31 protein-coding genes and 2 pseudogenes are annotated in these 25,447 nt (G+C 58.8%); 21 read left to right on the forward strand and 12 right to left on the reverse strand.

Features of this window, described 5'->3' with window-relative positions:
• The first annotated feature begins 310 nt into the window (after positions 1 to 310).
• Positions 311 to 844, forward strand: a complete 534-nt coding sequence (locus OLZ32_RS35375) for a DUF2062 domain-containing protein (RefSeq protein WP_264424999.1) — start codon at positions 311 to 313, stop codon at positions 842 to 844.
• A gap of 107 nt (positions 845 to 951) precedes the next feature.
• On the opposite strand, the gene nhaA is transcribed toward OLZ32_RS35375, so the two are convergent.
• Positions 952 to 2,142 carry a Na+/H+ antiporter NhaA gene (gene nhaA / locus OLZ32_RS35380; protein WP_264395814.1) on the reverse strand — a complete coding sequence of 397 codons (1,191 nt, stop codon included), beginning with the start codon at positions 2,140 to 2,142 and terminating at the stop codon, positions 952 to 954.
• A gap of 296 nt (positions 2,143 to 2,438) precedes the next feature.
• The gene (locus tag OLZ32_RS35385; RefSeq protein WP_017991124.1) at positions 2,439 to 2,753 is read right to left on the reverse strand and encodes a hypothetical protein; all 315 of its coding nucleotides are present in this window, start codon (positions 2,751 to 2,753) and stop codon (positions 2,439 to 2,441) included.
• Positions 2,754 to 2,918: 165 nt separating this feature from the next.
• Between OLZ32_RS35385 and OLZ32_RS35390 the strand changes: the two genes are divergently transcribed.
• From OLZ32_RS35390 to OLZ32_RS39520, 3 genes are all read left to right on the forward strand, one after another.
• Entirely contained in the window at positions 2,919 to 3,143 is a 225-nt protein-coding gene (locus OLZ32_RS35390) for a hypothetical protein (protein WP_157626704.1), read from the forward strand.
• Positions 3,144 to 3,259: 116 nt separating this feature from the next.
• The gene (locus tag OLZ32_RS35395) at positions 3,260 to 3,814 is read left to right on the forward strand and encodes an SH3 domain-containing protein (protein WP_003547714.1); all 555 of its coding nucleotides are present in this window, start codon (positions 3,260 to 3,262) and stop codon (positions 3,812 to 3,814) included.
• A 279-nt stretch (positions 3,815 to 4,093) separates the two neighbouring features.
• The gene (locus OLZ32_RS39520) at positions 4,094 to 4,411 is read left to right on the forward strand and encodes a hypothetical protein (protein WP_157626702.1); all 318 of its coding nucleotides are present in this window, start codon (positions 4,094 to 4,096) and stop codon (positions 4,409 to 4,411) included.
• A 24-nt stretch (positions 4,412 to 4,435) separates the two neighbouring features.
• Here OLZ32_RS39520 and OLZ32_RS35405 read toward each other — a convergent pair whose 3' ends face one another.
• Positions 4,436 to 4,735 carry a hypothetical protein gene (locus tag OLZ32_RS35405; RefSeq protein ID WP_017991121.1) on the reverse strand — a complete coding sequence of 100 codons (300 nt, stop codon included), beginning with the start codon at positions 4,733 to 4,735 and terminating at the stop codon, positions 4,436 to 4,438.
• Positions 4,736 to 5,010: 275 nt separating this feature from the next.
• On the opposite strand from OLZ32_RS35405, the pseudogene OLZ32_RS35410 reads away from it, so the two are divergent.
• The 4 genes and pseudogenes from OLZ32_RS35410 to OLZ32_RS35425 form a co-directional block, all read left to right on the forward strand.
• A pseudogene (locus OLZ32_RS35410) lies at positions 5,011 to 5,396 on the forward strand (trehalose-6-phosphate synthase); the annotation flags it as partial.
• Positions 5,397 to 5,636: 240 nt separating this feature from the next.
• Positions 5,637 to 6,131 carry an invasion associated locus B family protein gene (locus tag OLZ32_RS35415; RefSeq protein ID WP_003547710.1) on the forward strand — a complete coding sequence of 165 codons (495 nt, stop codon included), beginning with the start codon at positions 5,637 to 5,639 and terminating at the stop codon, positions 6,129 to 6,131.
• Positions 6,132 to 6,758: 627 nt separating this feature from the next.
• Positions 6,759 to 6,998: a hypothetical protein gene (locus OLZ32_RS35420; RefSeq protein WP_157223180.1), complete on the forward strand. Its 240-nt coding sequence runs from the start codon at positions 6,759 to 6,761 to the stop codon at positions 6,996 to 6,998.
• Positions 6,999 to 7,160: 162 nt separating this feature from the next.
• Entirely contained in the window at positions 7,161 to 7,628 is a 468-nt protein-coding gene (locus OLZ32_RS35425; RefSeq protein ID WP_264425002.1) for a MarR family winged helix-turn-helix transcriptional regulator, read from the forward strand.
• 17 nt (positions 7,629 to 7,645) lie between these two features.
• On the opposite strand, the gene OLZ32_RS35430 is transcribed toward OLZ32_RS35425, so the two are convergent.
• Positions 7,646 to 7,996 (reverse strand): hypothetical protein, encoded by a 351-nt coding sequence (locus OLZ32_RS35430; RefSeq protein ID WP_172643625.1) that lies wholly within the window; start codon positions 7,994 to 7,996, stop codon positions 7,646 to 7,648.
• Positions 7,997 to 8,435: 439 nt separating this feature from the next.
• On the opposite strand from OLZ32_RS35430, the gene OLZ32_RS35435 reads away from it, so the two are divergent.
• The 3 genes from OLZ32_RS35435 to OLZ32_RS35445 all read left to right on the forward strand — a co-directional run bounded on the left by OLZ32_RS35435 (position 8,436) and on the right by OLZ32_RS35445 (position 10,453).
• Positions 8,436 to 8,693 (forward strand): hypothetical protein, encoded by a 258-nt coding sequence (locus OLZ32_RS35435; RefSeq protein ID WP_017991116.1) that lies wholly within the window; start codon positions 8,436 to 8,438, stop codon positions 8,691 to 8,693.
• A 484-nt stretch (positions 8,694 to 9,177) separates the two neighbouring features.
• Positions 9,178 to 9,588: a hypothetical protein gene (locus tag OLZ32_RS35440; RefSeq protein ID WP_003547705.1), complete on the forward strand. Its 411-nt coding sequence runs from the start codon at positions 9,178 to 9,180 to the stop codon at positions 9,586 to 9,588.
• Between the two features lie 730 nt (positions 9,589 to 10,318).
• The gene (locus OLZ32_RS35445) at positions 10,319 to 10,453 is read left to right on the forward strand and encodes a hypothetical protein (RefSeq protein WP_003547704.1); all 135 of its coding nucleotides are present in this window, start codon (positions 10,319 to 10,321) and stop codon (positions 10,451 to 10,453) included.
• Positions 10,454 to 10,714: 261 nt separating this feature from the next.
• Here the strand turns inward: OLZ32_RS35445 and OLZ32_RS35450 are convergent, their stop codons facing one another.
• A complete protein-coding gene (locus OLZ32_RS35450) occupies positions 10,715 to 10,924 on the reverse strand; it encodes an acetyltransferase (RefSeq protein ID WP_264425004.1) in 210 nt (69 codons plus the stop codon).
• A 128-nt stretch (positions 10,925 to 11,052) separates the two neighbouring features.
• Between OLZ32_RS35450 and OLZ32_RS35455 the strand changes: the two genes are divergently transcribed.
• The 4 genes from OLZ32_RS35455 (at position 11,053) to OLZ32_RS35470 (ending at position 14,386) form a co-directional block, all read left to right on the forward strand.
• Complete coding sequence (locus OLZ32_RS35455; protein ID WP_264395731.1) at positions 11,053 to 12,396, forward strand: chloride channel protein; 1,344 nt, start codon at positions 11,053 to 11,055, stop codon at positions 12,394 to 12,396.
• 188 nt (positions 12,397 to 12,584) lie between these two features.
• A complete protein-coding gene (locus OLZ32_RS35460) occupies positions 12,585 to 12,962 on the forward strand; it encodes a GFA family protein (RefSeq protein ID WP_264395732.1) in 378 nt (125 codons plus the stop codon).
• A gap of 553 nt (positions 12,963 to 13,515) precedes the next feature.
• On the forward strand, positions 13,516 to 13,881 hold the full coding sequence (locus OLZ32_RS35465) for a MarR family winged helix-turn-helix transcriptional regulator (RefSeq protein ID WP_245488677.1): 366 nt from the start codon (positions 13,516 to 13,518) through the stop codon (positions 13,879 to 13,881).
• A gap of 88 nt (positions 13,882 to 13,969) precedes the next feature.
• A complete protein-coding gene (locus OLZ32_RS35470) occupies positions 13,970 to 14,386 on the forward strand; it encodes a hypothetical protein (protein ID WP_017991110.1) in 417 nt (138 codons plus the stop codon).
• Between the two features lie 71 nt (positions 14,387 to 14,457).
• Here OLZ32_RS35470 and OLZ32_RS35475 read toward each other — a convergent pair whose 3' ends face one another.
• Together OLZ32_RS35475 and OLZ32_RS35480 are read right to left on the reverse strand one after the other, a co-directional pair.
• Positions 14,458 to 14,775 carry a hypothetical protein gene (locus tag OLZ32_RS35475; protein WP_003547693.1) on the reverse strand — a complete coding sequence of 106 codons (318 nt, stop codon included), beginning with the start codon at positions 14,773 to 14,775 and terminating at the stop codon, positions 14,458 to 14,460.
• A 21-nt stretch (positions 14,776 to 14,796) separates the two neighbouring features.
• Entirely contained in the window at positions 14,797 to 15,198 is a 402-nt protein-coding gene (locus tag OLZ32_RS35480; protein ID WP_017991109.1) for a response regulator, read from the reverse strand.
• Positions 15,199 to 15,289: 91 nt separating this feature from the next.
• Here OLZ32_RS35480 and OLZ32_RS35485 point away from each other — a divergent pair, with 91 nt between their 5' ends.
• Both OLZ32_RS35485 and OLZ32_RS35490 read left to right on the forward strand, forming a co-directional pair.
• Positions 15,290 to 15,418 carry a hypothetical protein gene (locus OLZ32_RS35485; protein WP_003547691.1) on the forward strand — a complete coding sequence of 43 codons (129 nt, stop codon included), beginning with the start codon at positions 15,290 to 15,292 and terminating at the stop codon, positions 15,416 to 15,418.
• Between the two features lie 332 nt (positions 15,419 to 15,750).
• A pseudogene (locus OLZ32_RS35490) lies at positions 15,751 to 16,084 on the forward strand (MauE/DoxX family redox-associated membrane protein); the annotation flags it as partial.
• Positions 16,085 to 16,730: 646 nt separating this feature from the next.
• Here OLZ32_RS35490 and OLZ32_RS35500 read toward each other — a convergent pair.
• Genes OLZ32_RS35500 through OLZ32_RS35510 form a run of 3 tightly spaced genes read right to left on the reverse strand, consistent with a single transcriptional unit; the run spans position 16,731 to position 19,864 of the window.
• Positions 16,731 to 17,903, reverse strand: a complete 1,173-nt coding sequence (locus OLZ32_RS35500) for an acetate/propionate family kinase (RefSeq protein WP_264425007.1) — start codon at positions 17,901 to 17,903, stop codon at positions 16,731 to 16,733.
• Positions 17,896 to 18,249, reverse strand: a complete 354-nt coding sequence (locus tag OLZ32_RS35505) for a hypothetical protein (protein ID WP_003547688.1) — start codon at positions 18,247 to 18,249, stop codon at positions 17,896 to 17,898. The genes OLZ32_RS35500 and OLZ32_RS35505 overlap by 8 nt, the downstream gene beginning before the upstream one ends.
• Positions 18,230 to 19,864: an MBL fold metallo-hydrolase gene (locus OLZ32_RS35510; RefSeq protein ID WP_264425009.1), complete on the reverse strand. Its 1,635-nt coding sequence runs from the start codon at positions 19,862 to 19,864 to the stop codon at positions 18,230 to 18,232. Before OLZ32_RS35510 ends, OLZ32_RS35505 begins: the two co-directional genes overlap by 20 nt.
• A gap of 215 nt (positions 19,865 to 20,079) precedes the next feature.
• Here OLZ32_RS35510 and OLZ32_RS35515 point away from each other — a divergent pair, with 215 nt between their 5' ends.
• The gene (locus OLZ32_RS35515) at positions 20,080 to 20,727 is read left to right on the forward strand and encodes a BON domain-containing protein (RefSeq protein WP_264425011.1); all 648 of its coding nucleotides are present in this window, start codon (positions 20,080 to 20,082) and stop codon (positions 20,725 to 20,727) included.
• 78 nt (positions 20,728 to 20,805) lie between these two features.
• Here the strand turns inward: OLZ32_RS35515 and OLZ32_RS35520 are convergent, their stop codons facing one another.
• On the reverse strand, positions 20,806 to 21,312 hold the full coding sequence (locus tag OLZ32_RS35520) for an Hsp20/alpha crystallin family protein (RefSeq protein WP_003547685.1): 507 nt from the start codon (positions 21,310 to 21,312) through the stop codon (positions 20,806 to 20,808).
• 207 nt (positions 21,313 to 21,519) lie between these two features.
• On the opposite strand from OLZ32_RS35520, the gene OLZ32_RS35525 reads away from it, so the two are divergent.
• Positions 21,520 to 21,963, forward strand: a complete 444-nt coding sequence (locus OLZ32_RS35525; RefSeq protein WP_264425014.1) for a hypothetical protein — start codon at positions 21,520 to 21,522, stop codon at positions 21,961 to 21,963.
• Here the strand turns inward: OLZ32_RS35525 and OLZ32_RS35530 are convergent.
• Positions 21,926 to 22,669 (reverse strand): response regulator, encoded by a 744-nt coding sequence (locus OLZ32_RS35530; protein ID WP_264425016.1) that lies wholly within the window; start codon positions 22,667 to 22,669, stop codon positions 21,926 to 21,928. The genes OLZ32_RS35525 and OLZ32_RS35530 overlap by 38 nt on opposite strands.
• 122 nt (positions 22,670 to 22,791) lie before the next feature.
• Here OLZ32_RS35530 and OLZ32_RS35535 point away from each other — a divergent pair, with 122 nt between their 5' ends.
• The gene (locus tag OLZ32_RS35535; protein ID WP_003547682.1) at positions 22,792 to 23,526 is read left to right on the forward strand and encodes a helix-turn-helix domain-containing protein; all 735 of its coding nucleotides are present in this window, start codon (positions 22,792 to 22,794) and stop codon (positions 23,524 to 23,526) included.
• Positions 23,504 to 25,423, forward strand: coding sequence for a hybrid sensor histidine kinase/response regulator (locus tag OLZ32_RS35540; RefSeq protein ID WP_003547681.1), 1,920 nt, complete (start codon positions 23,504 to 23,506; stop codon positions 25,421 to 25,423). Before OLZ32_RS35535 ends, OLZ32_RS35540 begins: the two co-directional genes overlap by 23 nt.
• The last annotated feature ends 24 nt before the right edge of the window (positions 25,424 to 25,447 follow it).

Here is a 25,447-nt window from a genome sequence, read left to right on the forward strand (position 1 = left end):
GCAAACGCCGTTGCCTCCAGGATTCGAGACGAGGATGGCGTGGCGACCGCAGTCGGCTTCATTGAGGCTGCTGCCAACAAACTTCTGGCACAGCCTTGACCTCCATGAATGGCGCCCTGCCCGATCGAGAGCCCTGGCTTCGTGCCAAACGGACAAGATCAGGAGAAGCCGATAAACTACAGCGGTGCCGCAATGGGCGGGCGCGAAAGATATGCTCGCCTGCACAGATCGATGGCTTGCATTTCAAGTGCGGTTCTCTCGATATATCTATCGATTGTAGGTCCAAGCGCTCATGCGGAAAGGTCAAGGAATGCTGTTTAGGAGACGGAAGCCGCTCTCACTGACTCAGCGCATCCGCTCCGTCTTTTGGCCATCCAAGGGGTTATTGCGGTCCATCCGCTACATTGCCATTCGAGTGCTTCGATTGAAGGCTACCCCTCATGCCGTTGCGGCTGGCGTTGCAGCAGGGGTCGCTGTGTCCTGTACGCCCTTCTTGGGCTTTCACTTCATGATGGCGTTTTGTTTAGCTTTCATCCTGAGAGGCAATATGATCGCGGCTGCGCTCGGGACGGCGTTTGGGAACCCTCTTACCTTTCCGCTGATCTTTGCCGTCGCCTACCGAATCGGCGTCTTTCTGTTGGGCCGGGCACCTGAGAGGGTGGGTGAAGCCAATCTGTTTACCCTGCTCCGGCACCTCGATTTTGCACCGCTTTGGCATCCGATCCTAAAACCGGTGCTTATCGGTGGCCTTCCGCTCGCTGCGTTATGCGGTGCGGTTTTTTATGTATTGACTTGGCAAGGCGTTCGCTTGTTCCAGCTGCGAGGAAAGCGGCGGACTTTGTGAAATCCGCGAGCCGCAGACCCGCGGTCGAACGGGCCGTGTATGTCCGGGGAGGCGTCGCCGCGAGGGGCAATCCACACCGGAGAAACGAAAGGCAGGTTCGTTGATGCCTACGGCCGGCCGATTTTCCTCCGGCTCGCCATCAGCACCGCGGATCCGGCCACGCCAGAGATTGCCGAACCGAGCAGAATGCCGATCTTGACCTTGTCCTGCACGGTTGGATCGTCGAAAGCCAGAAGACCGATAAAAAGGCTCATGGTGAAGCCGATGCCACACAGAAGCGCCACACCTGTCATTTGCGTCCAGTTTGCCATTGCCGGAAGCTGTGCAAAGCGCAACTTCACGAGGAGACGGGCGACAAGGAGAACCCCGAGCAACTTGCCAACAAACAATCCCGCAGCGACGCCAAGCGTATGAGGATCCGCTAAACTCGAGATGGACGTGCCGAGGAAGGAAACGCCGGCATTGGCAAATCCGAACAGTGGCACGATAACGAATGCTACGGGTCGATGAAGGAGGTGTTCGAGCCGGTGCAGAAGGGACTCCGCGTCGCTGGCCTCCGGAGCGCCAGGGGATAGTTTAATTGGTATCGTCAAGGCCAGCAGCACGCCTGCAAGCGTGGCGTGGATGCCCGAGATGAACATCAACACCCACAAGGCGACGCCAAGTGCGATATAGAGCGACAGAGTTCTCACGCCGGCTCGGTTGATGAAAAACAGGAGGGCCAGAACTGCGGCAGCTCCAGCAAGAGCCGGGAGATTGAGGCCGCTGGTATAGAATAGTGCAATGACAAGGACGGCGCCCAGGTCGTCGATAATGGCAAGCGCCGCCAGAAAGATCTTCAGCGACGCAGGAACCCGGCTCCCAAAGAGCGATAGCACTCCGAGGGCGAAGGCAATGTCGGTGGCCGTCGGGATCGCCCAACCGCGGAGGTTTGCTGGCGTACCGGCATTGAAAGCCAGATAGATGAGGGCTGGGGCGAGCATTCCTCCCGCCGCAGCGGCACCGGGAAGGATTCGCCTGCTCCAGGTCGAGAGCTGGCCGTCGAGCATCTCGCGCTTGATCTCAAGACCGACGAGCAGGAAGAACACGGCCATGAGGGCGTCATTAATCCAGTGCTGCAAGCTCAGTGGGCCGACGTGGAGATGTAGGGCCTCGAAATATGCGCCGGCCAGCGGCGAGTTCGCGACCGCAAGGGCCAGTGCAGCGGCGGCCATGAGAACGATGCCGCCAGAGGCTTCGCTATCAAGAAATCGGCGAAGAGTGGATTGAATGCGACCGGTCGCGATCGGCAAGGACATGGTTTCGCGCTCCCTTCTGGAAGGTTGATCTTTGTCTCCGTCGATTTCGGGGAAGCCCGCAGCGCACGCAGCACACGCCATGGCGCAAGGGATAACGAAAAGCATCATGGATTTCCAGACTCCCTCGCCCGCTATATCCACGTCTCAAAACAGCCGACGGCTATAGAAACCCTGTCTCGGTCAGCGCTTCTCGCAATTGCGCTATTGGAAATGGATCGACCGGGAGTTGATCATCGCTCCGCCACCGGATAGCTGCAGGTCACAACAGGAGATGGAACTCGAACAACGCACGGTTATCACTCCGGCATTTCTTCCCACGCGGGCGCAGATCGGCAGAAAAAGCCCGCTCCAGCGGGGAAGCAGGGAGTGAGCCAGATGCCTTTGGCGTTCAAACGCCTCAGCGCGGCGGCCGCCGAAACCCGTTCGCCTCGGCGCACCGCTCGCCCGATCTCGATCAAGCCCCTCAACTCGGCTGCATTTTCGACAAGCCCGTCCAACATCTCCGCTAACGGCAAGGGCAGGGTTTCGCCGCCCACGACCACGACTTCACCGTTTTCGTCGTTAACGCCCCGCAATCGAAGATGCTCAAGACAACTTGAGAGCTCGACCACTTTTGGCGTTCTTTCATTCCATTTCCTCTACTTCGCAGGTCTGCCTTTCCATCCTGGCGGAACACTTCCAATTCGTGAGGGGGTAACGCGTTCTCCGTGTTTTGGGATTTTGGAAGATGGGCAGTTTTTCTAGGGTCATGGATTATCGGCTTGGAGCGAAGGCTCATGATTGACAACATTGACAACGCCGGAATTAGCATCAAAATGTCACAGCATGACATAAAGCGGGAATTGGAAATGGGGCGGATTGCTTTTCTGGCAGCAACATTCGTTGGCTATGTGGCTATAACGTTTACGTTAGCGATAATACGTGCATCTCCGCCGCCACAATCTGCAGGCGCGATTGGCGTAGAAAAAATCAATTATCCGACGTCATCGAGAGCAGTCTGACGCTCTAAGAAGTGACTGTTGCAGCGCGCTCCGCTTAATGATCGACCGGCCAAAATCTCCGCCCGCCATATGGTTCAAGATCGGATACAAACGCGATTTGATTTCAGAGAAAACCAATGCTGTATGGCAAAATACTTCTGCAATACCTGCTGTCCATCGCCGCGATTGTATCATATCACGGGGATTCATATGCAACACCTTCCGCACCGGCGTCGTCAGCTTTGATAAAAAAGGGACGCGAAACCGGTCTTCCCATTCCACGATTCGTGTCGCTGAAGACGGCCCGGGCGCGTATGCGGATCGGCCCGGCGTTCGAATACGCCGTCAAATGGCTTTACCAAGCACCCGGTTTGCCATTGGAGATCACAGAAGAATATGGAAACTGGCGACAGGTTCGCGACAGCGATGGCGTCTCCGGCTGGATGCACCGGTCGCTGCTCTCCGGCAATCGCACGGCGATGATCGGTCCATGGCTCAAAGAGATGACAGCACTGAGAACACAAGCACGGCAGAACAGTTTCGCAAAAGCCGAACTCGAACCCCGGGTGCGCGTTCTGATCCTTTCATGCACACTTTCGTGGTGCAATGTGGCCCTCGACAAGGATCATATTAGCGGCTTCGTTGAGAAGTCCGCTCTCTGGGGTGTGTACCCTCAGGAGGTCGTCAATTGAATGCATCCGAGTAAGGAGGGCAGAGAAAAGAACGAGACGGGGACCACCACGACGGCTAGGAGCCTGTGCTGATCGATCGGGTGGGGCAGCAACGATCCGGTGGGTATGTCATCCGCAACAATGGCTCTTCCTCTCGAGCCTAGCCAGTGGCGCACTGCAGCTTCGCGACGTCAGCCGCGGTGTGACAGATCTGGATAACGTCGCTGGCAAAGTCGCTGCAAGATTTTGCTCCTAGCGAAGCGCTCTCGACAGCTTCCCTCTGAGGAAAGTCATCTCCTCGTGAACGATTGTATCGTCGGCGCCCAGGGCGGCTCGCCAGACCCGATTGCCAAAACAAACCAAAAGCCTACGGAGGCCCTCGTTCTCTTTCGAACCGGTCTCCATCGTGACGGAAATCAACTGCAGCTTTCGATATCTGCGATAGTCCGAAATCGAAAGGCCGAATCGTTCTGCAACGACGGCATCGTTCAAAGTCGGTTCGCTGTCAGACACGCTTACACCCCTCTTCCTTCCTCGAGTACGCTGACCCGTGATGAAAATCGCCACAAAATCAGCTTTGAAGTCGGCGGCTATTCCAATGCCAAGCCGCCAACTTGAAAACAGCTCGATGGCACCTTCTGATTACGATATTTTCGATTTAGCCTCAGACAAGGATTGAGTGGGTTTCAATTCATCCCAATCATCGACCGTGCCAACGCCGCCGCTGACGAAAACATCGCCGCCCTTATTGATCAGCGCGCCCCGGACGATCCCGTGCACAATTGCGACGGCTCCGCGTTCGACGACCAAATCGTGATCGACGACACCATAAAGTTCGAAGCTGCGGCCACGAGGGACGGTGACGGTGCCGGCAATGGTGCCAAAGAAACGAACATCCCGCTCGAAGGCTATCGAGCCGTCTATCTTGATGTCCAGATCCACCACTTCAGTTCCTTTCGTCAATGAGGAAGCTCGATACCAGCGATTACGGCCTTTGCGTCCGACATCTGCCCTTATGATCTAGGTCCGCGATCAAAGGCACTCACCGATTCATCCTTCAATGCACAGGCTTCAGACGTCCCGTTGGATCAGGAATTCGACAATGACGGCGAGTGACTTCAACTCGATCGCGGACCTCCTCCCAAGCACACACGATCATATGTCACGGCATGATATAAATAAAGCAGAAAGTTGTTATGGCGTCAGATTTGCAGAGTTCGAACTCTGTGCCGGATAGTCTCTATTGCCTTGCGGCAATCGGCCCGATAACGCGCGTTGCGCATGGGATGAACATGGTCGCGAAGGAATATGTCGCAGCACAAGATCCGATCGGTGTCCCGGTACTCTCCAGCTTTGCGGGAGCAGCCCGAGAGTCGAAAGGTGCGCTGCATATCGATCTCTACGATGTCGAAGGCACGGCCAACGCGCTTGCTAGGCCATCCAGTCGAAGAACGCCGCGAACGCTGGCGGGATGATGGATCATCTGCTTGAATATGACGTATCTCACTGGTGCGATGGCAGGGACATTTGGCGGCAAGCCTGTTTACATCACCGACGTTTCCGGAAAACGCGTCCGGCTTGTCGGTCCCCGCTTTTATCCTGATCCAGCACGCGGCCTACCCCTTCGCGGCCGATCGTCCATCCTGCAGGCCATTGCTGCCGAGCGACACTGAGGAACTGCCAGAGCGTTTTGACCAATGCTCCGATAGTAACGTCGCCGTGATTTGGCTCAGAAAAACAGCTTCCATTAAGATATCGGTAACCTCGGCCTTTTTGAATGTTGGATATGCCGCCGGCCTATTTCAAAGCCACCACCTCTCAACATTGTCATCGGAAGTACCTCATGAAGCGATTGATGTTCGCCCTTATTCTCACGCACTTATCGATGGATATTGCCAATGCTCAGCCGGTCATGCTCAAGCAATTCGGCGACTGGGGCGCCTTCTCCTATCGAGACGGTACAAAGACCCTCTGCTACATTTTGACCACCCCGGTGACATCGGAGCCCGCTAATGTCGATCACGGCAAGAATTATTTTATTGTCGGTCCCGGGCCTGATCCCCTGATCAAATATGAGCCGCAGGCACAAATGGGCTATCAACTGAAAGACGATTCAAGAATCAAACTCGACATCGGAGATAAAACTTTCTGGCTGTTCAGCAGGGGAAATAACGCCTGGATGCAAAATGAAAGTCGCGAGCCGGAACTCGTCGATGCGATGCGAGCAGGCAGTGACATGGTTTTGAGCGCAACGTCCAAGCGTGGCACGGCGACGCGATACAATTTTTCTCTCAGCGGCGTCAGCGCGGCGTTGAAGCGTATCGCCCAATGTCAGTAATCGAGTTGCTACGCTCCCATGCTACGGCCAGACCAAGCCGCCAGATGTTGCTTGATTGCGAGCACGGGTGTCTCGATCCGAGAGCCGTCGCGATGGGCGAAATAAGCCATTCCTCTGCTGCGAGACCATTGCATCGTGTCTTTTGACGCATCGTCCGGCTGGTATAGCGCTCGGCAAACTTCCTTTGTGACTTATTGGCGCTGAAGACGGCCGGCGACAAACGCGCGCGGCGCCTTGCTGCATGAGGTACACTTTGACTTTCGCAAATTAATCATCCGGTTCGACTTCAGTCGGAATCAACCCGGCATTCCCTCCGTGGAGGCCTGCATCAAGCAGAGGAGAACGCTGGGCCTTACTTATCGACCAACGTCATTATTTGTCTTTCGTTTAAGATATGACTCGCCACCGCCAACGGGCCGAAATGGCGCATCATCGACACCACCAAACAGCCAATCGCCAAAGTCGCACAAAAGGAAAACAAGAATATCTTGAAGCTTCGGTTCAGTAGCCGAGACCCGTGTCTCAAGCCCGAGATATAGTCCATCAAGTGCCCTCCCCAATCGACCGTAGCTCAAAGATATGCCGGGGAGATCGAGTTTTTGCAACTCAATTACAGGGGTTCATTCAATGAACCCTTTCCCGGCATATCGCGGGCGAATGAAGATCGAAGGAGGCAACCCCAGCGCGCTACAGAATACGGGGAGAAATAAAGGCCGTCGAAAGACTGGAATAAAAGCCTTTAAGGACGCCAAATACGACTTCTTTTTGATGGCGCGAATCGTTCTGTGGTCGCAACCGTTTCGCGGGATGATTGCGACAGCAAAGCGGGCGCTATCGTTTGACTGGACGGGCGCCGAGCGGTTGTGATCCCATAGTGCAATCTGTTGTCCAACAGATGCCGCCTTTCATTGCAAAGATCCATGGTGGTGGCGAGCGCGTTGCAATACGACACCGAATAAGCGCTCGCGAATCTCCTCTTTTGTCGACGACACATGATATATCATATTAGGATAAAGCGAGGATCCGAACATGTCAGCGACCAGGAGCGTACCGGTTGCCGACGAAGGCTCTCAGCTTCCACAGGGAGTTTTCGAAAGCCTTGCCGGCATTAGGCTTGCGATGCGCCGCTTCCTCGCCTTTAGCGAAGCGCTGCTTTCGCAATGGGATGTGACCTCCCAGCAATACCAAGCAATGCTGGCGATAAAGGCTAGCGCCTCTGGCCAGATGATGGTCCGTGAGCTTGCCGACATCATGCTCCTGCAGCATCACGGCGCGGTTCAGCTTGCAGACAGGCTAGCAGCCGCGGGGCTGGTGGTGCGCGTCCCGTCGTCGGAAGATAAACGCAGTGTGCTGATCGCCCTGACATCCGCTGGAGACGAACTTCTTACCTCGTTGGCAAAGGTCCATTTGCACGGAATGCTCGCCAACGAACCCCTTTTGGTCGAGTCGCTGGCGCGTCTCGGCCGACTTGCGGAGCTTGGCTCGGGGCTTGTTTAGTTCAAGGGCCGCACTGGCTATGTCGGTTGAGGAACTCTTCTCGAGGTCACGCCGTTCCCGATTGCACAGAGCTGTGCGGAGTCCATGCCTGGAACACTATGATAGGCGAGGCCGCGGCAGGTCGCCGTATAGGGAATGTTTTCGTCGGGAACTTCGGGATCGTAGCGCCAGTTCTCCTTTCCGGTCTTGGGGTCCAGCGAAATGATGATGTTCTTTGGAGTGCAGAGATAAAGGGAATCTCCCACTTTCAATGGGGTTGTTTCCTCTGCGATGGAATCGGCGTCCGCCGCGTCAAGGCAGATGCCGTTATGTCGTTCCGTTGCATAAATGAGTAAAGGGTATCGACAAGCGTCGCGGCTGGAATTCACGGCACCGTGTTCCGCTGTTGATCGAACTTCTTCTTGGTGGTTCGCCGCTCCGCGTGCGCATTACATCATAGGACGGGCCAAGCCGGGTCAGCGGGCGATTCATTCGGCTTGAGATCAGGAGTTTCAACGCCGCGACAGATGGACTCTGCGTCGAAAAGGTGGTTGGCCGCAATGTATTTGGTCCGCCCCCCGGCTGAGTCGAAGTTTGGCGTCTGAGCAGTGCATCACAGCCTTTTGAATGGGTTTCTCCAGCTCCAACCACCTACGGCTAAGCCATTGTTCTCCTGTCAAGATTGATTTTCTCTGCGTCTCGGGCCGCAAATTATGCGTCTGTTCATCCTGTATTCAGAATTGACACAAACCGATTTGCACGAATAATGTCACGACATGATATTTTGTACGGCCGTTGAGCCAATTTTTCATGCAGCGGAGAAGAGCGATGCTCGAGTTCCTTAAGCGAAAGAGATCGGCAATGGACCCTGGTGACCTCGTTGCCCTCAGCGTGTTGCTTGATAAATGGTGCAGAGGGCATGGATTCAAACAAGCCGATGCGATGACGCAGGCGGCTGTGACGCGAATGATTGAGTTGCGCGCCAATGGCGGCACGATCGAGGACCTTAAGGCCACGCTGTCGCCCCATAACAATCAGTCTGCGCCGCCGATCCAGCCGACCGATCTGGTGACGGAACCGCTCTAGCGACTGCCACACCATCCGACAGGACAGAAAAGAATGACGGTATATAGATTTGACTTGGTTTCCGAACAGTCTGCCGGGGAATATCCAGGCCACATCATCTGTGTAGGAGGAGATCGCGAGCGGATAACTGGAACCCTCACGCCCTACGGGCAGGTGCCGGAACTGTCCGAGCAAGCGTTGGAATCTGCCATCTACCGCGCCCTTCTGTTCCGTCAAAGGGACGCACGCCCCATTGGAATCCGAGACAATGGACGATTATGGCCGCGGCGATTGGGAGCCGTTATCCCGTGGGAGCCATCAGAGGGGGTGTAAGCGCGTTTCTGTTTTGCCAACCGCATGATCTCAAAGACGTGGACGGCCATTTTCAGCACCTCATTGAACAAGCTGAGCATCTCGTTGCCTTAGATGGAAAGCAGATCAGGCTTGTATTTTCGCCGAATTATTTATATCATGGCATGATATAAATAAAACAAGGAGAACAGCTATGCCGGACTCAAACGGCTGGTCGGCCTACCGACCCTCCAAGACGCTCTGGATATGGTCGATCGTCGGGGCTTCTGCCCTGACAATGGCGGTCGGCTTCACATGGGGCGGATGGACGACGTCTGGGAAGGCTCAGGTCATGGAAGAAATCGCTGTCCGCAATGCTCGCGCCGAGCTCGTTGCTGATATGTGCGTGCAGAAGTTCATTGCTTCCACCGACGCGGACGCCAAGCTCGAAGCCTTGAAGGCTAAATCGTCGTGGGAACGGGATGACTTTATTCAAGACGGCGGCTGGACAAAAATCGCCGGTATTAAGGACACGGTTCCAAACGCCGCGGAGACCTGCGCAGATCGGTTGATTGACATGAAGGACCTTGCTTCGCCGAATGCGCCCCCCGTGACAGACAGCTAAATGTTCGGCTCGACGTGGTGAGATGTCGTGCTGGAGCGGGCCTGTCCGAAATGATTTCGGGCAGGCCCTTTGCTACCCGTCATATCGGAAAACGCTCTTCGCCAACTCGCAGGGCAGCGGCATCCTGCAGGCGCACAGGCTGATCCTCGCCGGTTCGGAGCGAATATTGCGGCGGCCCTCAATAACCGCTCGTGCATCGTCTTCTGCTGATAATAGAACGGCTGCGTGCCAGGCTCGAAAGCTTCAGCAGCCCGTCCAATGGATCGAGTGGCGTTAACGCCTGGGCGACTTGCGCCCTGTCGGCGTTCGATGTTCTCACACTAAGGCCTCCAGTTTTTTGGCATGCGTTCTCAAATGTCCAGTTTAAGCCAGCTCAGCCACGAGCTCTTCACGGCTCTTGGCCTCATCGCTTCGCAGTCCATCCGCTCCAGTGTCTGTGATGGGTGGTGCTGGCATCGATCGGGCGCGGGGCCAAGTCTTCAATCCCGTCGCGCTCGCATTGCGCGGCTCAACCGACAGGCAGCCAGCACTGCGAATGTCAAAAGCGCAGCTGTCTGTCGACGCGAAGACCACCCTTCCACATCCGCTCGAGCACTGGATCCAACCTCTCCATGTTGCTCCGGCTTCGTTTCGAACTCGATCCCACGACCATCTAACTTGGCGATAGCGACACCCGAGGCGATTGAACCAGGATCCTCAAGCGCTACTTCAATAGAGGAGGAGAATTGCCATGAGTAAAAGGTCGAAAATCCTTCTGTTCGCCTATTCGATCTGTGTTCTGATCTGGTCGGGCATCGCTGTTGTCGGGCTGTCGACGCTCAATGACCATGATGATGTGACCTTGGCCTCCGGCACCGAGCAATGATGTTGTCGCGGGGACACCGGCCCAGTTTCGTAACACCTGTGATTCCTGATAGATCCATATCCATGCTGCAGCGACATCGGGTTACGATGAGCCTTTTCATCGGATTGCTCGCTTTCCGGGTAGCATGGTCTCAAGCTCGCGGGAAATCGGAATCTTTTCGGGTTCGCTCGCCGCGGGTCTCGCGGGGTCCGTGCTGATGGGCTCGGCACGGAAGCGACCAGACTTGAAACCTTGGGTGGCCCGCAGGGTCTCCGGACAGCGTCAGTTCGGGGAAGCAGGAAGCTCGCGCAGACGGTTGCGGTCGGTCACACCGATCCGAAACCTTTTGAGCAGTTCACGCGCGACGTCCCGCGCTACTTCTCTGTCCGGTCTGTTGGCATTTGTCCGGAAGTGTTCCTTCACCAGGCTTTGAACCATGGCGTCGTCGTCCGGCCCGAGGGACGGCGACCCTATTCCGAATGCGTTGAACATGACACTCTCCGCGCTTCGGCATACCTGCGATCCTACCCACATCCGAAATGTTTGGAAATGAAGGGGTGATCTTCCGGCGCTTTTGGCATTAGAAGAGTTCCTGATCTGTGTCATGTATTGAGTCCATCATGCCCATTCCCTATCGCTATTCAAAAGTTCTTCGCCGCTCCCGTGTTCTCTGGGGTTCCTTTTCCCTGTGGCGGCCGAGGCTGGTGTTCTGGTGTGGGGCCTTGGCGATCGGAGTGATCAGCGTTGGCTTCGCCAAGCTTGCGGATTTGGCGCAGAAGGGCTTTGAGTCTCTTACCTCTTCCGGTGAATGGGCCTTCCTGCTCCCACTAGCGCTGACTCCGCTCGGCTTCATGCTGTCGGCCTATCTGGCGGCGACGCTGTTTCCGAATTCTGGTGGTAGCGGCATTCCGCAGGCGATCGCCGCCCGACATCTGAGGAACGAGGAAGATCGGACGCGGCTGCTGTCGCTGAAGATCGCTTTCGGCAAGATTGTGCTGACGGTGCTCGGGCTATTCTCTGGCGCCTCGATCGGCCGCGAGGGTCCGACCGTGCAGGTCGGCGCGTCGATCATGCTCGCCGTCGCCCGGTTCAGTGGCATGGCGCAGGCGCGCGGGCTGATTCTGGCCGGATCGGCGGCGGGCATTGCGGCCGCCTTCAACACCCCGCTTGCCGGTATCGTCTTCGCCATCGAGGAGATGAGCCGGACCTACGAGTCTCGGGCGAACGGGCTGGTGCTCACGGCAGTCATCCTCTCCGGGCTTGCGGCTCTTGGGCTTTCTGGAAGCTACAACTATTTCGGCATGGCATCGGCTGCCCCCACCGAGCTTCGCGACTGGGGGCTGGTTCTGACCTGCGGCATTGGCGGTGGTGCGCTTGGAGCGACCTTCAGCGGCTTTGCTCTGCACTTTGGCCAGAAGATCCGCCGCTGGGCGCAGCCACAGCCGCTGAAGCGCATGTTGGCGCTCGCGGGCATCTGCGGACTGGCGATCGCGGTCATCGGCGTGGTGTCGGGTGGCACGACCTTCGGCACCGGCTACGAGCAGGCACGAGGTGCGGTCGAAGGCAACGCCCTGCCTCTGCTCTTCTTTGTCGAGAAGCTCGTCGCCAGCTTCCTGTCCATGCTGTCAGGTATTCCGGGCGGGATCTTCGCGCCGTCGCTTGCAGTCGGCGCTGGTTTCGGCAGCACCGTCGGCTCCCTGCTCGGCACCAGCATCGCGCTGGCAGCCATCCTCGGCATGGCCGGCTATTTCGCGGGCGTTGTGCAGGCACCGATGACGGCCTTCGTCATCATCCTGGAAATGACCGGCGACCACCAAGCCGTCATCCCGATCATGGCCGTTTCGATGATCGGCTACGTGACGTCGCGCATTCTTTCGCGTGAGCCGCTTTATCACGGCCTTTCGCGGGTCTTCGTTGCTGCGGCGATCCGGGCGCGGCGTGCGGTCGAAAGGGAATCGGAGTAACCCCTAGGTTCCACACAGACGACTGGCCAACATGCGCGCGATTATCTACTGGGTGGTATGCTGCGCGCGTAGGACCTGACGCATGATCGACGCAGTTCGATCTGTCCAGCGGCCTCGCGGGAGCAGCTCCGAAATAGCTATCGGGTCATGCTGTTGCTTTGTCAGATATATTTTGGGGGGAGCACGGGATGAAACGAGCAGCCAGTTGTTCATGCGGCCAGCTTTCCATCTTCGCCGACGGAGAACCCGTCAAAATCTCCGTCTGCCATTGCCGGGCCTGCCAACGTCGCACCGGCAGCGCGTTCGGAGTTGCTGTCTTCTTCCACGCAGATCAAGTGGAGACGTCCGGAGAGTCGAGCAGCTACGTGCGGTTGGGCGAGAGCGGAAGATCGATCGAGTTCAGGTTCTGCCCGACATGTGGGGCGATGGTTTTCTGGATGCCGGAGTTCAGGAAAGATCTCGTAGCCGTCGCTTTGGGATGCTTCGATGAACCATTCTCGCTGGTGCCAACGCAAAGCGTCTACGAGGAAAGTCGCCTGGAATGGGTATCGCTCGATTTCACCTAGCTAGGCGAAGGCGCGTTCACAGTTACGGCCTCTTTTCTCCACGCCACACGCTAGTGCCAGCCTCAACAGTCGTATTGGGCGACCGCGCTCGAAACTGCTGATCTAGCGACCAGGCCATGTCCAACCTGCCAACCAGAACCGCTCGAAACCGCAATCCACAGCTCTTCAGCTTCGGCGGTACGAGGCTCTGTATTCTGCCGACAGCCGGTGAGCGTCGGCTATTGCCAACAGTGTCGTTCAGTTGGTCTGTCTCGCGTGGCACCGCTCCGGATCCATATCCTTAAAAGTCGATAGAATTTTCTCGCGAAGTCACGAAATTGGCACAGTTTTTTTAGCAACATCGGGAGAATATGGCTCGCGAGCTACCGTCGACGCCGTTGCGACCCAACACCTACGGCATCGGCTCAACTTGCGAACCGTTTTCCCAGCGTGCGCCACTGTTTATATCGCATCATGACATTTGAGAAGGACTATTCGTATGCCTCGATCGGGACGCCGGACTTCTGGCCTGACTGACGACGTCTATGAAGGCCTGGCGGGATTCCGGCTAGCCATGAGGCGGTTTTTGTCGTTCAGCGAGGCGGCCCTTGCCGAGGCTGGTGTCACCTCGCAGCAATATCAGGCTCTCCTGGTCGTGCGCACGGCGCCGGGCTGGCAGATCAGGCTTCGCGACCTCGCCGAACAGATGCTCATGCAACACAACAGCGCCGTCCAGCTTGTGGATCGGATGTGCTCGGCAGGCCTGGCGGAGCGGATACCCGCAGAAGATGACAAGCGCAGCGTGCTGATCGGCCTGACGACGAAGGGCGAGCTGACCCTTGAATCCCTGGCGAAGGTTCATGTTGAAGCAATGCTTGCGCACGAGCCGCTGCTGGCTGAATCCTTGTCTCGGCTTCGTCAGGTGACGGAACTGGCCTGACCGTCACTCACCATTTCTTGATCGCGACGCGCTTGACCTCCGAACGCCCTATTGTATCATGGCGTGATATAAAAGGAGGAGAACAGCTATGCAAAGCGGCGAAGGTGGCTGGTCCAGCTACCGACCGTCCAAGACCCTATGGGCCTGGTCCATCGTCGGGGCCTCGGCATTGACGATGGCGCTTGGCTTCACCTGGGGAGGATGGACGACTTCGGGAAGGGCGAGGGTGATGACCGACATCGCCGTCCGAAACGCGAAGGCGGACCTGGTCGCGGGCATCTGCGTCCATAACTTTGTGACGGCGAAGGACGCACAGGAGAACCTCAAGGCCCTGCAGGCGAAGTCGTCATGGCAGCGTGACGACTTCATCACCGATGGCGGCTGGACCAACATCGCGGGGATCGACGGTACTATCACGAACGCGGCGGACGCCTGCGCCGACCAACTCGTGAAGATGAAGGAACTGCCGCAATCGGGAGGAGATGCCGCAGTCACCGACAGCTAGAGTTCAGGCCGGAAGTGATGAGTTATCTGGCCCTCGCGAGGCCCGTCCGAAATGATTTCGGGCGGGCCATTTTACGCTCTGAAATCGCTCGCGCCAGCAGCCCCCGAATCCTGCAATGCCTGCAGAACCTCTCTTGTCATGAGGTGCGCGGCCATCAGGACGGCAGGCGACAACGGTCTGCCGTCGCGCGCGTCCCGGCATATTTTCAGAAGGCCCATCAGCTCGATCGGGTTCTCGATGAATCCGTCCAGCGCGTCTTCAACATCCTTGGGAAACTGCGATCCGTCCTGGGCCACGAGCTCGCCGTCCTCCCTTAGCACTCCCCTACTGATCAGAATGGTTTCCAACCGCCCTATCCAATGACCGAGTTCGGCGCGTCTATCGATCATGTTGTCCCCTCCCTAGTCTGTTCAAGCGAAGAGCCGCATTCCTCCTGGCGGGACGCCTCGTTCGCCTTCGCGGATTGTCCTCAGATATTCGAGAACGTCTCGGATCAAATTTGGATGGGCGGGTTTCGATATCAGGCCGACAACCTTTGAAAGATCGGTTTCAATCAGTTCGGGGCTTCCCGTGACCATGACCACCGAGACGCCGAAATCGCTCGCGAGATACTGCCCGATCCGTGGACCGGTCGCTCCGTCCCTCAGATTGACGTCCACAAGGGCAATCGTGCTGAAGGCGGCGAACTGCTGCGCGGTCTCGAAGCTGTCGGCTATCCCGGAGATCTCATAGCCAAGCGACATAACAATATCCTCAAGATCAGCCGCGATCAGCACATCGTCTTCGACGATCAGTATTTTCTCCCCAGCCATCCGCCCCCCTTTTTTGTTCATGCTGCATTCAGGATTGACAATATGGGCGAACAGCTAAAGAATGTCACCACATGATATAAGGAGCGAACCGATGACCAAGAGCGCCTTCCTCTCCGCCGTGTTCGCCTGCTATGTCGCGGTCATGTTCGCCATCGCCTCCATCCCCGGAGAGACGCCTTCGGAGGTTTCGCAGGCTCAACAGCTACAGGCGGTGAATTGATCTCCGGCGCAGGGTGGCGAAAATCAACTATGGACTGCGGCGTCGGAGTGTAACGATGTCACCGGATAGCAGGTTTTTTTTGGTCGCCGTCGTGCTATTCGTCGCGGCGATATGGGGTGGAGCGATCTACGCCTTCCTCCAGCTCTGAGCCCCAAATACATCATCACGTGACATTTTCTGCTGGAAACGGAACCGTTGCGCGCGCCGCTCATTACTCCTGCGAAGGAGATACCAGATGCAACGCTCGCTGATCCAGCCAGACCACGCCTATGTGTCGCGCGATCCCGGACCACCGCTTTACGTGTCCCGGATCGAAAACGGCATCGTCGCTTATCGCCATGTTCCTTGGTGAGGATTTGCTCGCGCAGCGCTGGGTCGTCTACGCCTATCTCTATCCTTTCGCAGAGGCGCTCGCAGGCGCGCTGATGGTCGCGGACGCTCTCGTCTGGCTTTCCGGCCCCGATCGCATTCTTTATCGGCGCCGTAGGGTCTGGGTCTGTCTTCCAAGCGGTCTACATCGAGAGACGTGAACTGAAGTGCGCCTGCGTTGGCGGCGACAGCAACGTGCCGCCCGGCGTCATCTCGCTTACAGAAAACCTGATGAGGCGATGGCATTGTGGACGATCACAAAATCCGTGGCGCCGTAACAACGATGAAAGGGGTTGAAATGCAGGGCCAACAAGACGAATCCTTTTACGACGTCCGAAGCCTACGGCGCTGCTATGGCATTGGTCGGCACGAGGCGGAGCGGCTTCTTCAGCGGTTTGGCAACTCGAAGCAGGAACTGGATCTGCTCCTTTCCGCCCGTGGCAGGACTCCCAGGCATCGCCTGAAGGAACTTGCGACACCTGAGCAGAGAGCCCCGTTTGGAATAGGTTGAACGCCCTCACTTGCAGTCGGCAACGCGCTCTAGCGCCGCCGTCACCCTATCAGTGAATAGGTATAGGTCGTACGAGTGCCTAGCGCCGACGTCGCATTCAGCGTCATTTGACTGCCGGACCGAACTTCGGGTTCATTGCCACCCCCTTCTCCGTCGGCGCAATCGGGAAATAGTTCTTTCCATGGTCCACATTGGCGGGAGCAGATTCCTCCGGCACCGAAAGCGCGTAGCAAACCCGATATCCGTTTCTCATAAAGGAATACACGCCCCAGTCGCCGCTTTGAGACACCATCCTGGTAGCCGCGTGGGCGGTGCGACGGCAGGTCAACCGATGAATGAGATACGGATAGCCGTGAATAGGCGAAGATGACCGGGCTATCCCGTTAAGATGTCGTCGAACCGCGCGTCGCTGGGTGCAGACATATTTGATCTTCAAAGCTTGTGGCGGCTGATGACTTCGATCGCTTCGTCGGCGATGACCTGTTCCTCGTCGGTCGGAATGACGAGGGCGACGATTTCGCTTTCCCTCGCGCTGATTACGGTCGCGTTCATCTTGTTCGCGGGCTCGCTCAACGAGAGACCCAGCCACCCCAGATGGTGGGCGACGCCATTGCGTATCTCCGGCTGATGCTCGCCGACGCCGGCGGTGAAGACGATGGCGTCCACCCCGCCCAGAGACACGGCCAGCCTTCCTATCTCGCCGGCGATCCTGAAGCAGAAGAGATCGAGGGCTTCCCTGGAGGCCGGATGGAAGTCCTCCAGCAGGACGCGGACGTCGCCGCTTTTCCCGGAGACGCCGAGCAGCCCGCAACGGTTATAGAGGAAATCCTCGAGACGATCTGCGTCGTGACAATTGTTGCGCAGGAGATGGACGACGGCGCCGGGGTCGAGCGAACCCGGCCGGGTCGACATCGGAATTCCGTCCAGCGGGGAGAAGCCCATACTGGTGTCTATACTCACGCCGTCGACCATCGCGCAAAGGCTCGCACCGCTTCCAAGATGCGCGCAGACGACACGGCCAGCGGCCAGGTCGGGATCGTGCTTCCTGAGTTCGTCGGCGACGTACTTATAGGAAAGACCGTGGAAGCCGTATCTCCGGACACCCGCATCATGCAGCGCCCTTGGAATGGCAAGCCGTACGGCAAGACTGCTCTGCGACGAATGGAATGCGGTATCGAAGGACGCCGTCTGCGGTATGTCCGGATATGCGCTCCGGACTGCGTGGACGATCGCAAGCGCCGGAGGAAGGTGCACCGGCGCGAGATGCGTCAGATCTTCCACTTTAAGGACCACCTCGGGCTCCAGCAGAACGGGGCCATCGAAGACCTGTCCGCCGTGGACGATGCGATGGCCGGCCACCACGGGGTCGAATCCTCTGCCGACGATGCAATCGACGACCTGCGAAACTAGCCGCGCGTCGATCGCTGTCCCGGACGGAAGATCGACAGCCTCGTCCCCGCCGGAAAATCGGAAAATGAACGTTGGCTGGTCCCCGAGCGTGGCAATACCGCCTCCCAGCCGGAGTGCTCGACCGTCCTTCAGCCTGAAGACGCCGACCTTAAGGCTGGAGGATCCGGCGTTGAAGGTGACCGCAACCCTATCCATGGCCCGAAGCCCTGGAGCGTGCCGTTTCAGCGGACTTCGCAGCCACCTTCGTTGCAGCCAGCCTGCCTGCCTCCTTGCTTGCCTCTTCGAAGAACTCGCATGCGTACTCGAGGACGGACGTCTCGTCTTCCGACGACAGACCGAACGGCACGCACTGCTCCTTCATGGCCCGCAGGACCTCTTTCTTTAACGCAGCGACCGCAAAGGCATTCTTCGAAGCGAGAACCTCCCGCAGGCAGGTTATAGCGACGACCTCCAGGACGGTAAGCTTGCCTTGCACCTCACCCTGGGTCGGTATCGCGAAGCGTTCTCCGCCGCGCTTGCAGTCACGATCCATGATTAGCATTGCCGTCTCTCCTCCCTTCGACCGCCGAAACATCGTCCGGCTCCAGTGCGCGTCGAAGCCTGCGCAGCACGACCGCGCGGCCCTTCTCGTCGGCGACGGATTTCAGACGATCGGACAGGTCCAGAACGAACCGCTGATAGTCGTTGTTCCAGTCAGGCCTGCCGGGCACGAGCGGCTTGATACGTGCGGGCGTCCTGTCTTCGATGAGGCGTGCACCCGCCGGTGAAAGCTCGTAGGCGTCGTCCAGCGACGGACAGACGACCTTTGCGGAAACTTGCTTCGGGAGCCGCGCGGACATCGCTTCACGAGCGCTCACCTCTCCATGGACCAGGAAGACCGCCTTGCGGATCGGCTCCCGCTCTGCAACCCACGCATCCAGTTCGCTTGCATCCGCATGTCCGCTGTAGGCGTCGAGGGTGGCCATCCTGGCACAGACGTGAATCTCCTCGCCTTGGATACGGACGTCAGTCGCGCCCTCCTGCAAGATACGGCCAAGCGTCCCCGCCGCCTGAAAGCCGACGAACAGCACGGTGCACTCCCTCCGCCAGAGCCAGTTCTTCAGGCGGTGGCGAATCCGCCCTGCCTCGCACATTCCGCTTGCCGCGATGATGATGTGAAAGCCACGGACGAGATCGAGCGCCTTCGACTGCTCGGCCGTCTCGGTGAAGCGGACGTTCGGCGCGTTGAGCGCGCGAAGGAACGCCTTGCCGTGGCTGAGGTCGGCCACATGCTTCTTGAACGCCTCGGTCGCTCGCGACGCGAGCGGCGAGTCGATCATGATGGGGCACCGCGGCACCTCCCCTTCGTCCATGAGGGCGACGAGATCGGTCAGCACCTCCTGCGTCCTCTCTACGGCGAAGGAGGGAATGAGAAGAACTCCGCCGGGGCTGTTCGAGCTCGCCACCACTTCGCGCAGCCGGTTCCGTCGATCCTTCAGAGCGTACTCTTCCCGTTCGCGGTCTCCGTATGTGCTTTCGCAGATGAGGTAATCGATCCCGGAAGGCGCCCGAGGGAGATTTTCGAACAATTTGTTGCTCGCGCCGACGTCGCCGGAGAACAAAATTCTTGTCGCCTCGTCCGCGCCGGACACCTCGACTTCGATCGATGCGGAACCCATCAGGTGTCCAGCATTCCAGTAACGGAACCTTACGCCGCCAACAGTCTCCCGCCACTCGCCGTACTCGACCGCAATGAACTGCGGGAGCATGCCGCGGGCGTCGTCGGCAGTATAGATGGGCTCCACCGTCTCTCGGGCCCGTCTACGATTCCTTCGGTTGAGCTGTCGGACCTCCGACTCCTGGATGTGACCCGAATCCTGCAGCATGATCGTGCATAGGTCGATCGTTGCTGCCGTTGCAAAGATTGGCCCGCCGTATCCCGCCTTCGCGAGCTTCGGAAGCAGGCCGGAGTGGTCGATGTGCGCGTGTGTGAGCAGCACCGCGTCGATCTGCGCTGGTTCGAACGGAAAGGGCTTGTAGTTGAGCTCCTTCTCTGACTTCGATCCCTGAAACATTCCGCAGTCGATCAGAATGCGTGTGCCACCGGCCTCTAAAAGGAAACATGATCCGGTCACCGAGCCCGCGGCGCCGTGGAAGTGAAGGATCGGATTGGCCATGACAACTCCTATGTGTTGACAGGGACTTTAGGGCACCCCGGACGACCGCACGTTGACGAAGGTCAAAGACATGTTCGGTGCGCGCCTGATGTTCGGTCGATTGGGAAGATGCAGGTCGTCGCCGGTTCAATTGACCGAGCGCAACGCCGGAAATTTTGGACGGCGCATCATACTCCGCGAGGCCAACGGGCTTCGGAACCCAACAGGAGGTAGAAATGACGGACTTAGGAATCCAACAGGACATACTCGACGAGCTGGCGTTCGAACCCAGCATCGACGCCGCCCATATCGGCGTCTCGGTGGAAGATGGCATTGCGACCCTCTCCGGTCATGTATCGACCCATGCCGAAAAGCTGACAGCGGAAGACGTTGCAGCGCGGGTGAAGGGCGTCCGGGCGGTGGCTGTAGAGATCGAGGTGCGGTACCTAGGTCACAAGCAGCATGCGGACGACCAGATCGCATCGCGGGCGATCGACATCATCGCCTGGAACACGGCGCTTCCGGAGGGGTCGGTTCATGTAAAGGTCGAGAGCGGCTGGGTGACGTTGTCGGGCGAAGTGCGCTGGCAGTTCCAGAGGGCTGCCGCCGAACGTGCCGTCAGGAAACTCGGCGGCGTGGTCGGCGTCCTCAATCTGCTGACGATACGGCCGTGGCCGACGGTGCCGGACGTCCGCCGTCGGATCGAGGAAGCGCTGAGACGGAGTGCCGAAGTCGACGCTGGCGGCATTTCGGTCAAGGTTCAGGACGACAAAGTCGTTCTCGAAGGTGGCGTGCGCGCCTGGCACGAGCGCGGCGTCGCCGAACGGACGGCCTGGTCTGTTCCAGGTGTTGCCACCGTCGAGAACCACATCCGCATCAACTGAAAAAGAGGGAGGGGTCGCCCCCTCCCTCTCTCCGCGCCCACCTTACGCCACCCCCTCGGCGTTGCGGAGGGTTGACCATCAGGCTGCCTTGACCGTGATCTTCTTGTCGTTCTGCTGCCGCTCGGGCGTCTTCGGCAGCGAGATCTTGAGAACGCCGTTGGAGAAGTTCGCCTCGATCTTCTCGCTGTCCACGCCGCGCGGCAATTCCAGGCTCCGGTGGAATGATCCGTAGCGTCGTTCGGAAAGGTAATAGTCCTTTTCCTTTTCCTCCTTGGTCTCGTTCTTCTCACCCTTGATGGTGAGCACACCGTCGGCGAGCGTGACGTCGAGATCCTTGGCGTCGACGCCCGGAAGCTCGGCCGACAGCTCGAAGGCCTTGTCGGATTCAACGAGGTCGACGGCGAGCATGCCGCGCGAGAACGCGGCCGGCATCCTGCTGAAGGCCCGGTCGAAGATCGACGGGCTTCCGAATTCGCTGAACACGCGGTCGATCTCGGACCGGAGGCTGTCGAGGGGCCACCAGCGCTCGGCCGGCGCCGCCGGCCTTGCTTCTGTCTTTACGGAAAGTTTCGATGCATCTGCCATTGTCATTCTCCTTCACTCAAGAATGCCGTCGTTCGCAGGCGGCGACCCGCACATAGAACAGTCGATTGCATTCGCCGTCTTTGATCACCGTCAATCGCGCTGGCTTTTGTCTTTCGGGCCCTTCCCCCGGAGTCAGGATTGACCTGGGACAAAGCCCCGACCACAGGACCATGCAAACATTCCACTCGATCGACGAGGAAAACCGCCATGACGTCGGAATATTGTGTCCGCCCGCTCCATATGGACGATGCGCTGCGCGCCTACAGCCTAGTCCAGGTGGCGGCTCCGTGCTTTTCTGCCGACGATTGGGCGCAAGTCGTGGCGAGCGCCGATCGGTGGACGCTCGTCTCGTTGAAGGATCCGCCAGGCTATGTGCGCGGGATGGCCGTCTACCGGATCGGCACGCATCCGATCGCCGGGCGATTGATGGATATTCCCCTCTTCGTAGCGGCAAGCGTCATCGACGATGTGACCATCGCGGACGTCCTGTTCACCTCGTTGAGAAGGCGGTCGGCGGGATGCGATTTCATGCGGCTCTGGGGGCGGTTGCCAAGCAATTTCGCGGAGATGGAGAACGAGGACAAATTTCTTCGGTGGGATCATGGCCTGATGGTCAGGGTTGACCGGAAGCAGTCTCCGGCCTTGCTGTGAAGAGATATCCTACTCCACGCACAGATTTGATAAGGCGAGGCTTGGCCGGATCCGTCTCGATCTTGCGACGGAGCCTGACGATCAGCGCGTCGATCGTGCGATCGAAGCCGTCGCGGCCTCGCTTGCGCGTCAGATCCATCAGCATGTCGCGCGTAAGGACCCGGCCGGCATGGGTGGCAAACACGTGGAGCATGTCGAACTCCCCCGTCGACATCGCCACTTCGTCTCCGGCAGGGTTGGTCACCGCCCGCCGTTCCACATCCAGCTTCCACCCCTCGAAGCGGAAAACGTCACCCTCAATCCTGACCGGGTCGCCTGCAGGGCTCCTGCGCCTCAGCACGGTCTTGACCCGAGCCAGCACCTCCCTCAGATGAAAAGGCTTGCCGATGTAGTCGTCCGCACCAACCTCGAGTCCGACGACGCGATCCATGACGTCGTCGCGGCCGGACAGCATGATGATGGGAACGTCCGAACCTGAACGGATTTCCCTTGCGAGCTGGAGCCCGTCGCAGTCTCCCGGCAGGACGAGATCGAGCAGGACAGCATCGAATTTCGCCCCCGCCATTCTGGCGCGCATCTGCGAGCTGTCGCCCGCTACGTCGACGTCGAACCCCTCCTCGCCGAGATACTGCGCGAGCATTCTTTGGATCCGGACATCGTCGTCCACAACAAGTATGCGGGTCCGCCTGACAGTTCCGCTCGTCATCCCAGCATTCTCAAGTTGTTACGGATTGTTACACGATCGCATCAATTCTTACGCTTCTCGCATCCCGGTGTCATCAAGCTCCTGTCAAATCCAGGCCACGCAACGGCAGAGGGAGCCACGACATGCAAGCGGTATCAAACATTCACTCACTCGAACGGCCACGGGCGCACGGAATGATCGACTTCGCGCCGCTGTTCATGCGACAGGCCGTCGAGACTGCACAGTCGGGAACCACGATCTTCTTCGAAGGCGACGCCGCCCGCCATGTGTTTCGCATCGTGCGCGGGAATGTCCGCATATGCCGGTTCCTTCCCGACGGCCGCCGCCTCATCATCGGCTTTCTTGGTGCGGGCGACCTGGTCGGACTGTCTTTTCGCAACCGCTACTTGTTTGCAGGCGAAGCTATCGACGAGGTGGCCTTCACCCGGTTGAACAAGCGGACGCTGGAAGAGGAACTGCAACTCGTGCCTGATTTCCGGCTTCAGCTTCTGTCGCAACTTCGCGACGAAATTTCCGCAGCGCAGGACCACATGCTCCTGCTATCCCACAAGAACGCCGAGCAGCGCGTCTGCACCTTCCTGCTGCATCGGCTGGAACGGAATGAGGGGCGGGACGGCCGGACGATCAGTCTGCCGATGGTCCGCGCCGACATCGCCGACCATCTCGGCATGACGATCGAGACCGTGTCGAGGACGCTTACCAAACTGGTCGCCAAGGGCATACTATTGCCTGTGGAGAAGCATCAGTTCAAGGTTGCCAGCCGGTCGGCACTGGCCCGCACGGCCGACGAAGACCCGGACGACGCCTTCGAAGATATAGACTCAGGAGCACGTTATGCTGGAACACGCTACCAGTGAGACCGACCTGGACCGCATCGTGCGCATGTTCGACGGTGCCAACCTCATCGTCCACGGCTTCGACGGCGTCATCCAGCGCTGGACCTCGGGCTGCGAGCAGCTCTATGGATGGTCCGCCTCGGAGGCCGTGGGAAATGTGGTCCACGATCTTTTAGATACGCAATTTCCGGCCGACGTGGAGGAGCTTCGGACCGACGTGCGTGACAAGGGGTTCTGGACCGGACAGGTGGGGCACCGGCGAAAGGACGGGGTCAGACTGGCGATTGTGACGCGGTGGACCGCTCTCGAACTTGGCGATCCGGATACGCTCATCGTCCAGTCCAACAACGACGTGACCCTCATGCAGCAGGTGGGGGACGAGCTGCGGGAGCGCCAGGCACACCTGCAGTCCATCCTAGCCACGGTCCCCGACGCAATGATCGTGATAGACGACAAGGGTTTCATCGCCTCGTTCAGCACCGCGGCGGAAAAGCTCTTCGGCTACTCCGCCGACGAGGCCATCGGGCAGAACGTCTCGATGCTGATGCCGTCACCCGACAGGGAGGCGCACGACGGATATCTGGATTCATACATCCGGACCGGACGCCGCCGGATCATCGGCTACGGGCGCGTCGTCGTCGGTCTCAGGAAGGACGGAACTACCTTTCCAATGGAGCTCTCGGTTGGCGAGGCGGTCGCCGGCGGCAAGCGGATCTTCACGGGCTTCGTCAGGGATCTGACGAGCCGCCACCGCGTCGAGGCTGAGCTGCGGCAGTCGCAGAAAATGGAGGCGGTCGGACAGTTGACCGGAGGCCTCGCCCACGACTTCAACAATCTGCTGGCCGTCATCAGCGGCAATCTCGAAATGCTGGAGGCCCGCCTTGCCGAACCGGGGCAGTTGTCCCTGTTGCGGGAGGCGCAGTCAGCGGCCGACGACGGCGCGAGACTGACCTCTCAGCTTCTGGCGTTCGGAAGGCGGCAGGCTCTCGCACCGAAGGAGTTGGACGTCGGCGCGCTCCTTGGAGAGTTTTCAGACCTCGTCCAGCGAACGCTCGGCGACTCCGTCGAACTCCGGACGATCATTCCTGGGCGGCGGTTGAGCGCAATGGCCGACAAGGCGCAGCTCCAAAGCGCGCTTCTCAACCTTTCGATCAACGCCAGAGACGCGATGCCTGCCGGCGGCCGTCTGACGATCGAGATTTTAGGCGTCGAGATCGACTCCGACTACGCCGGGATTTATCCGGCGATCCGCCCCGGCAGATACGTCCTCATTTCGGTCACCGACACCGGCACCGGAATGACGTCCGCGGTGAGGGAGAGGGCTTTCGAACCGTTCTTCACCACGAAACCGACGGGCTCGGGAACGGGGCTCGGACTCAGCATGGTCTACGGTTTCGCCAAGCAATCCGCAGGGCATCTGCAGCTCTACAGCGAACCTGGCGAGGGGACGACAGTGCGCCTCTTCCTTCCGCGCGCCGATGGTGGAAAGGATTCCCATCCGGACGAGCAGCAGGTCAAGGACGCCCCCTCTCATGGCACCGAAACCATCCTGGTCGTCGAAGACGACGCGAGAGTTCGCAGAGTGACGATCAGCCGTCTGCAGACGCTTGGCTACGCAGTGATCGAAGCGACGAACGGGATCGACGCGTTGAAGGAGCTGGAGGCGGGGCATGACGTTGCACTGCTGTTTTCAGACGTCGCCATGCCCGGCATGAACGGCGACGAACTGGCCCGCAAGGTCCGCGAGCGCTGGCCGTGGGTGAAAATCCTTCTCACCTCGGGCTTTTCGGAGCCCCATGCTGCGGAGAAGGAGATCGAAGCCGGCGCCGGCTGGCTGAAGAAGCCGTACACGGCGTCGGAGATGTCGACCCGTCTCAGGTTGCTGCTCGACGCGAGGCATGATGGCGCTTCTGCTTGACGGCGGGATTCCATCCTCGTCAAC

It is taken from the genome of Rhizobium acaciae (assembly GCF_025941625.1).
GTDB classification, from domain to species: domain Bacteria; phylum Pseudomonadota; class Alphaproteobacteria; order Rhizobiales; family Rhizobiaceae; genus Rhizobium; species Rhizobium acaciae.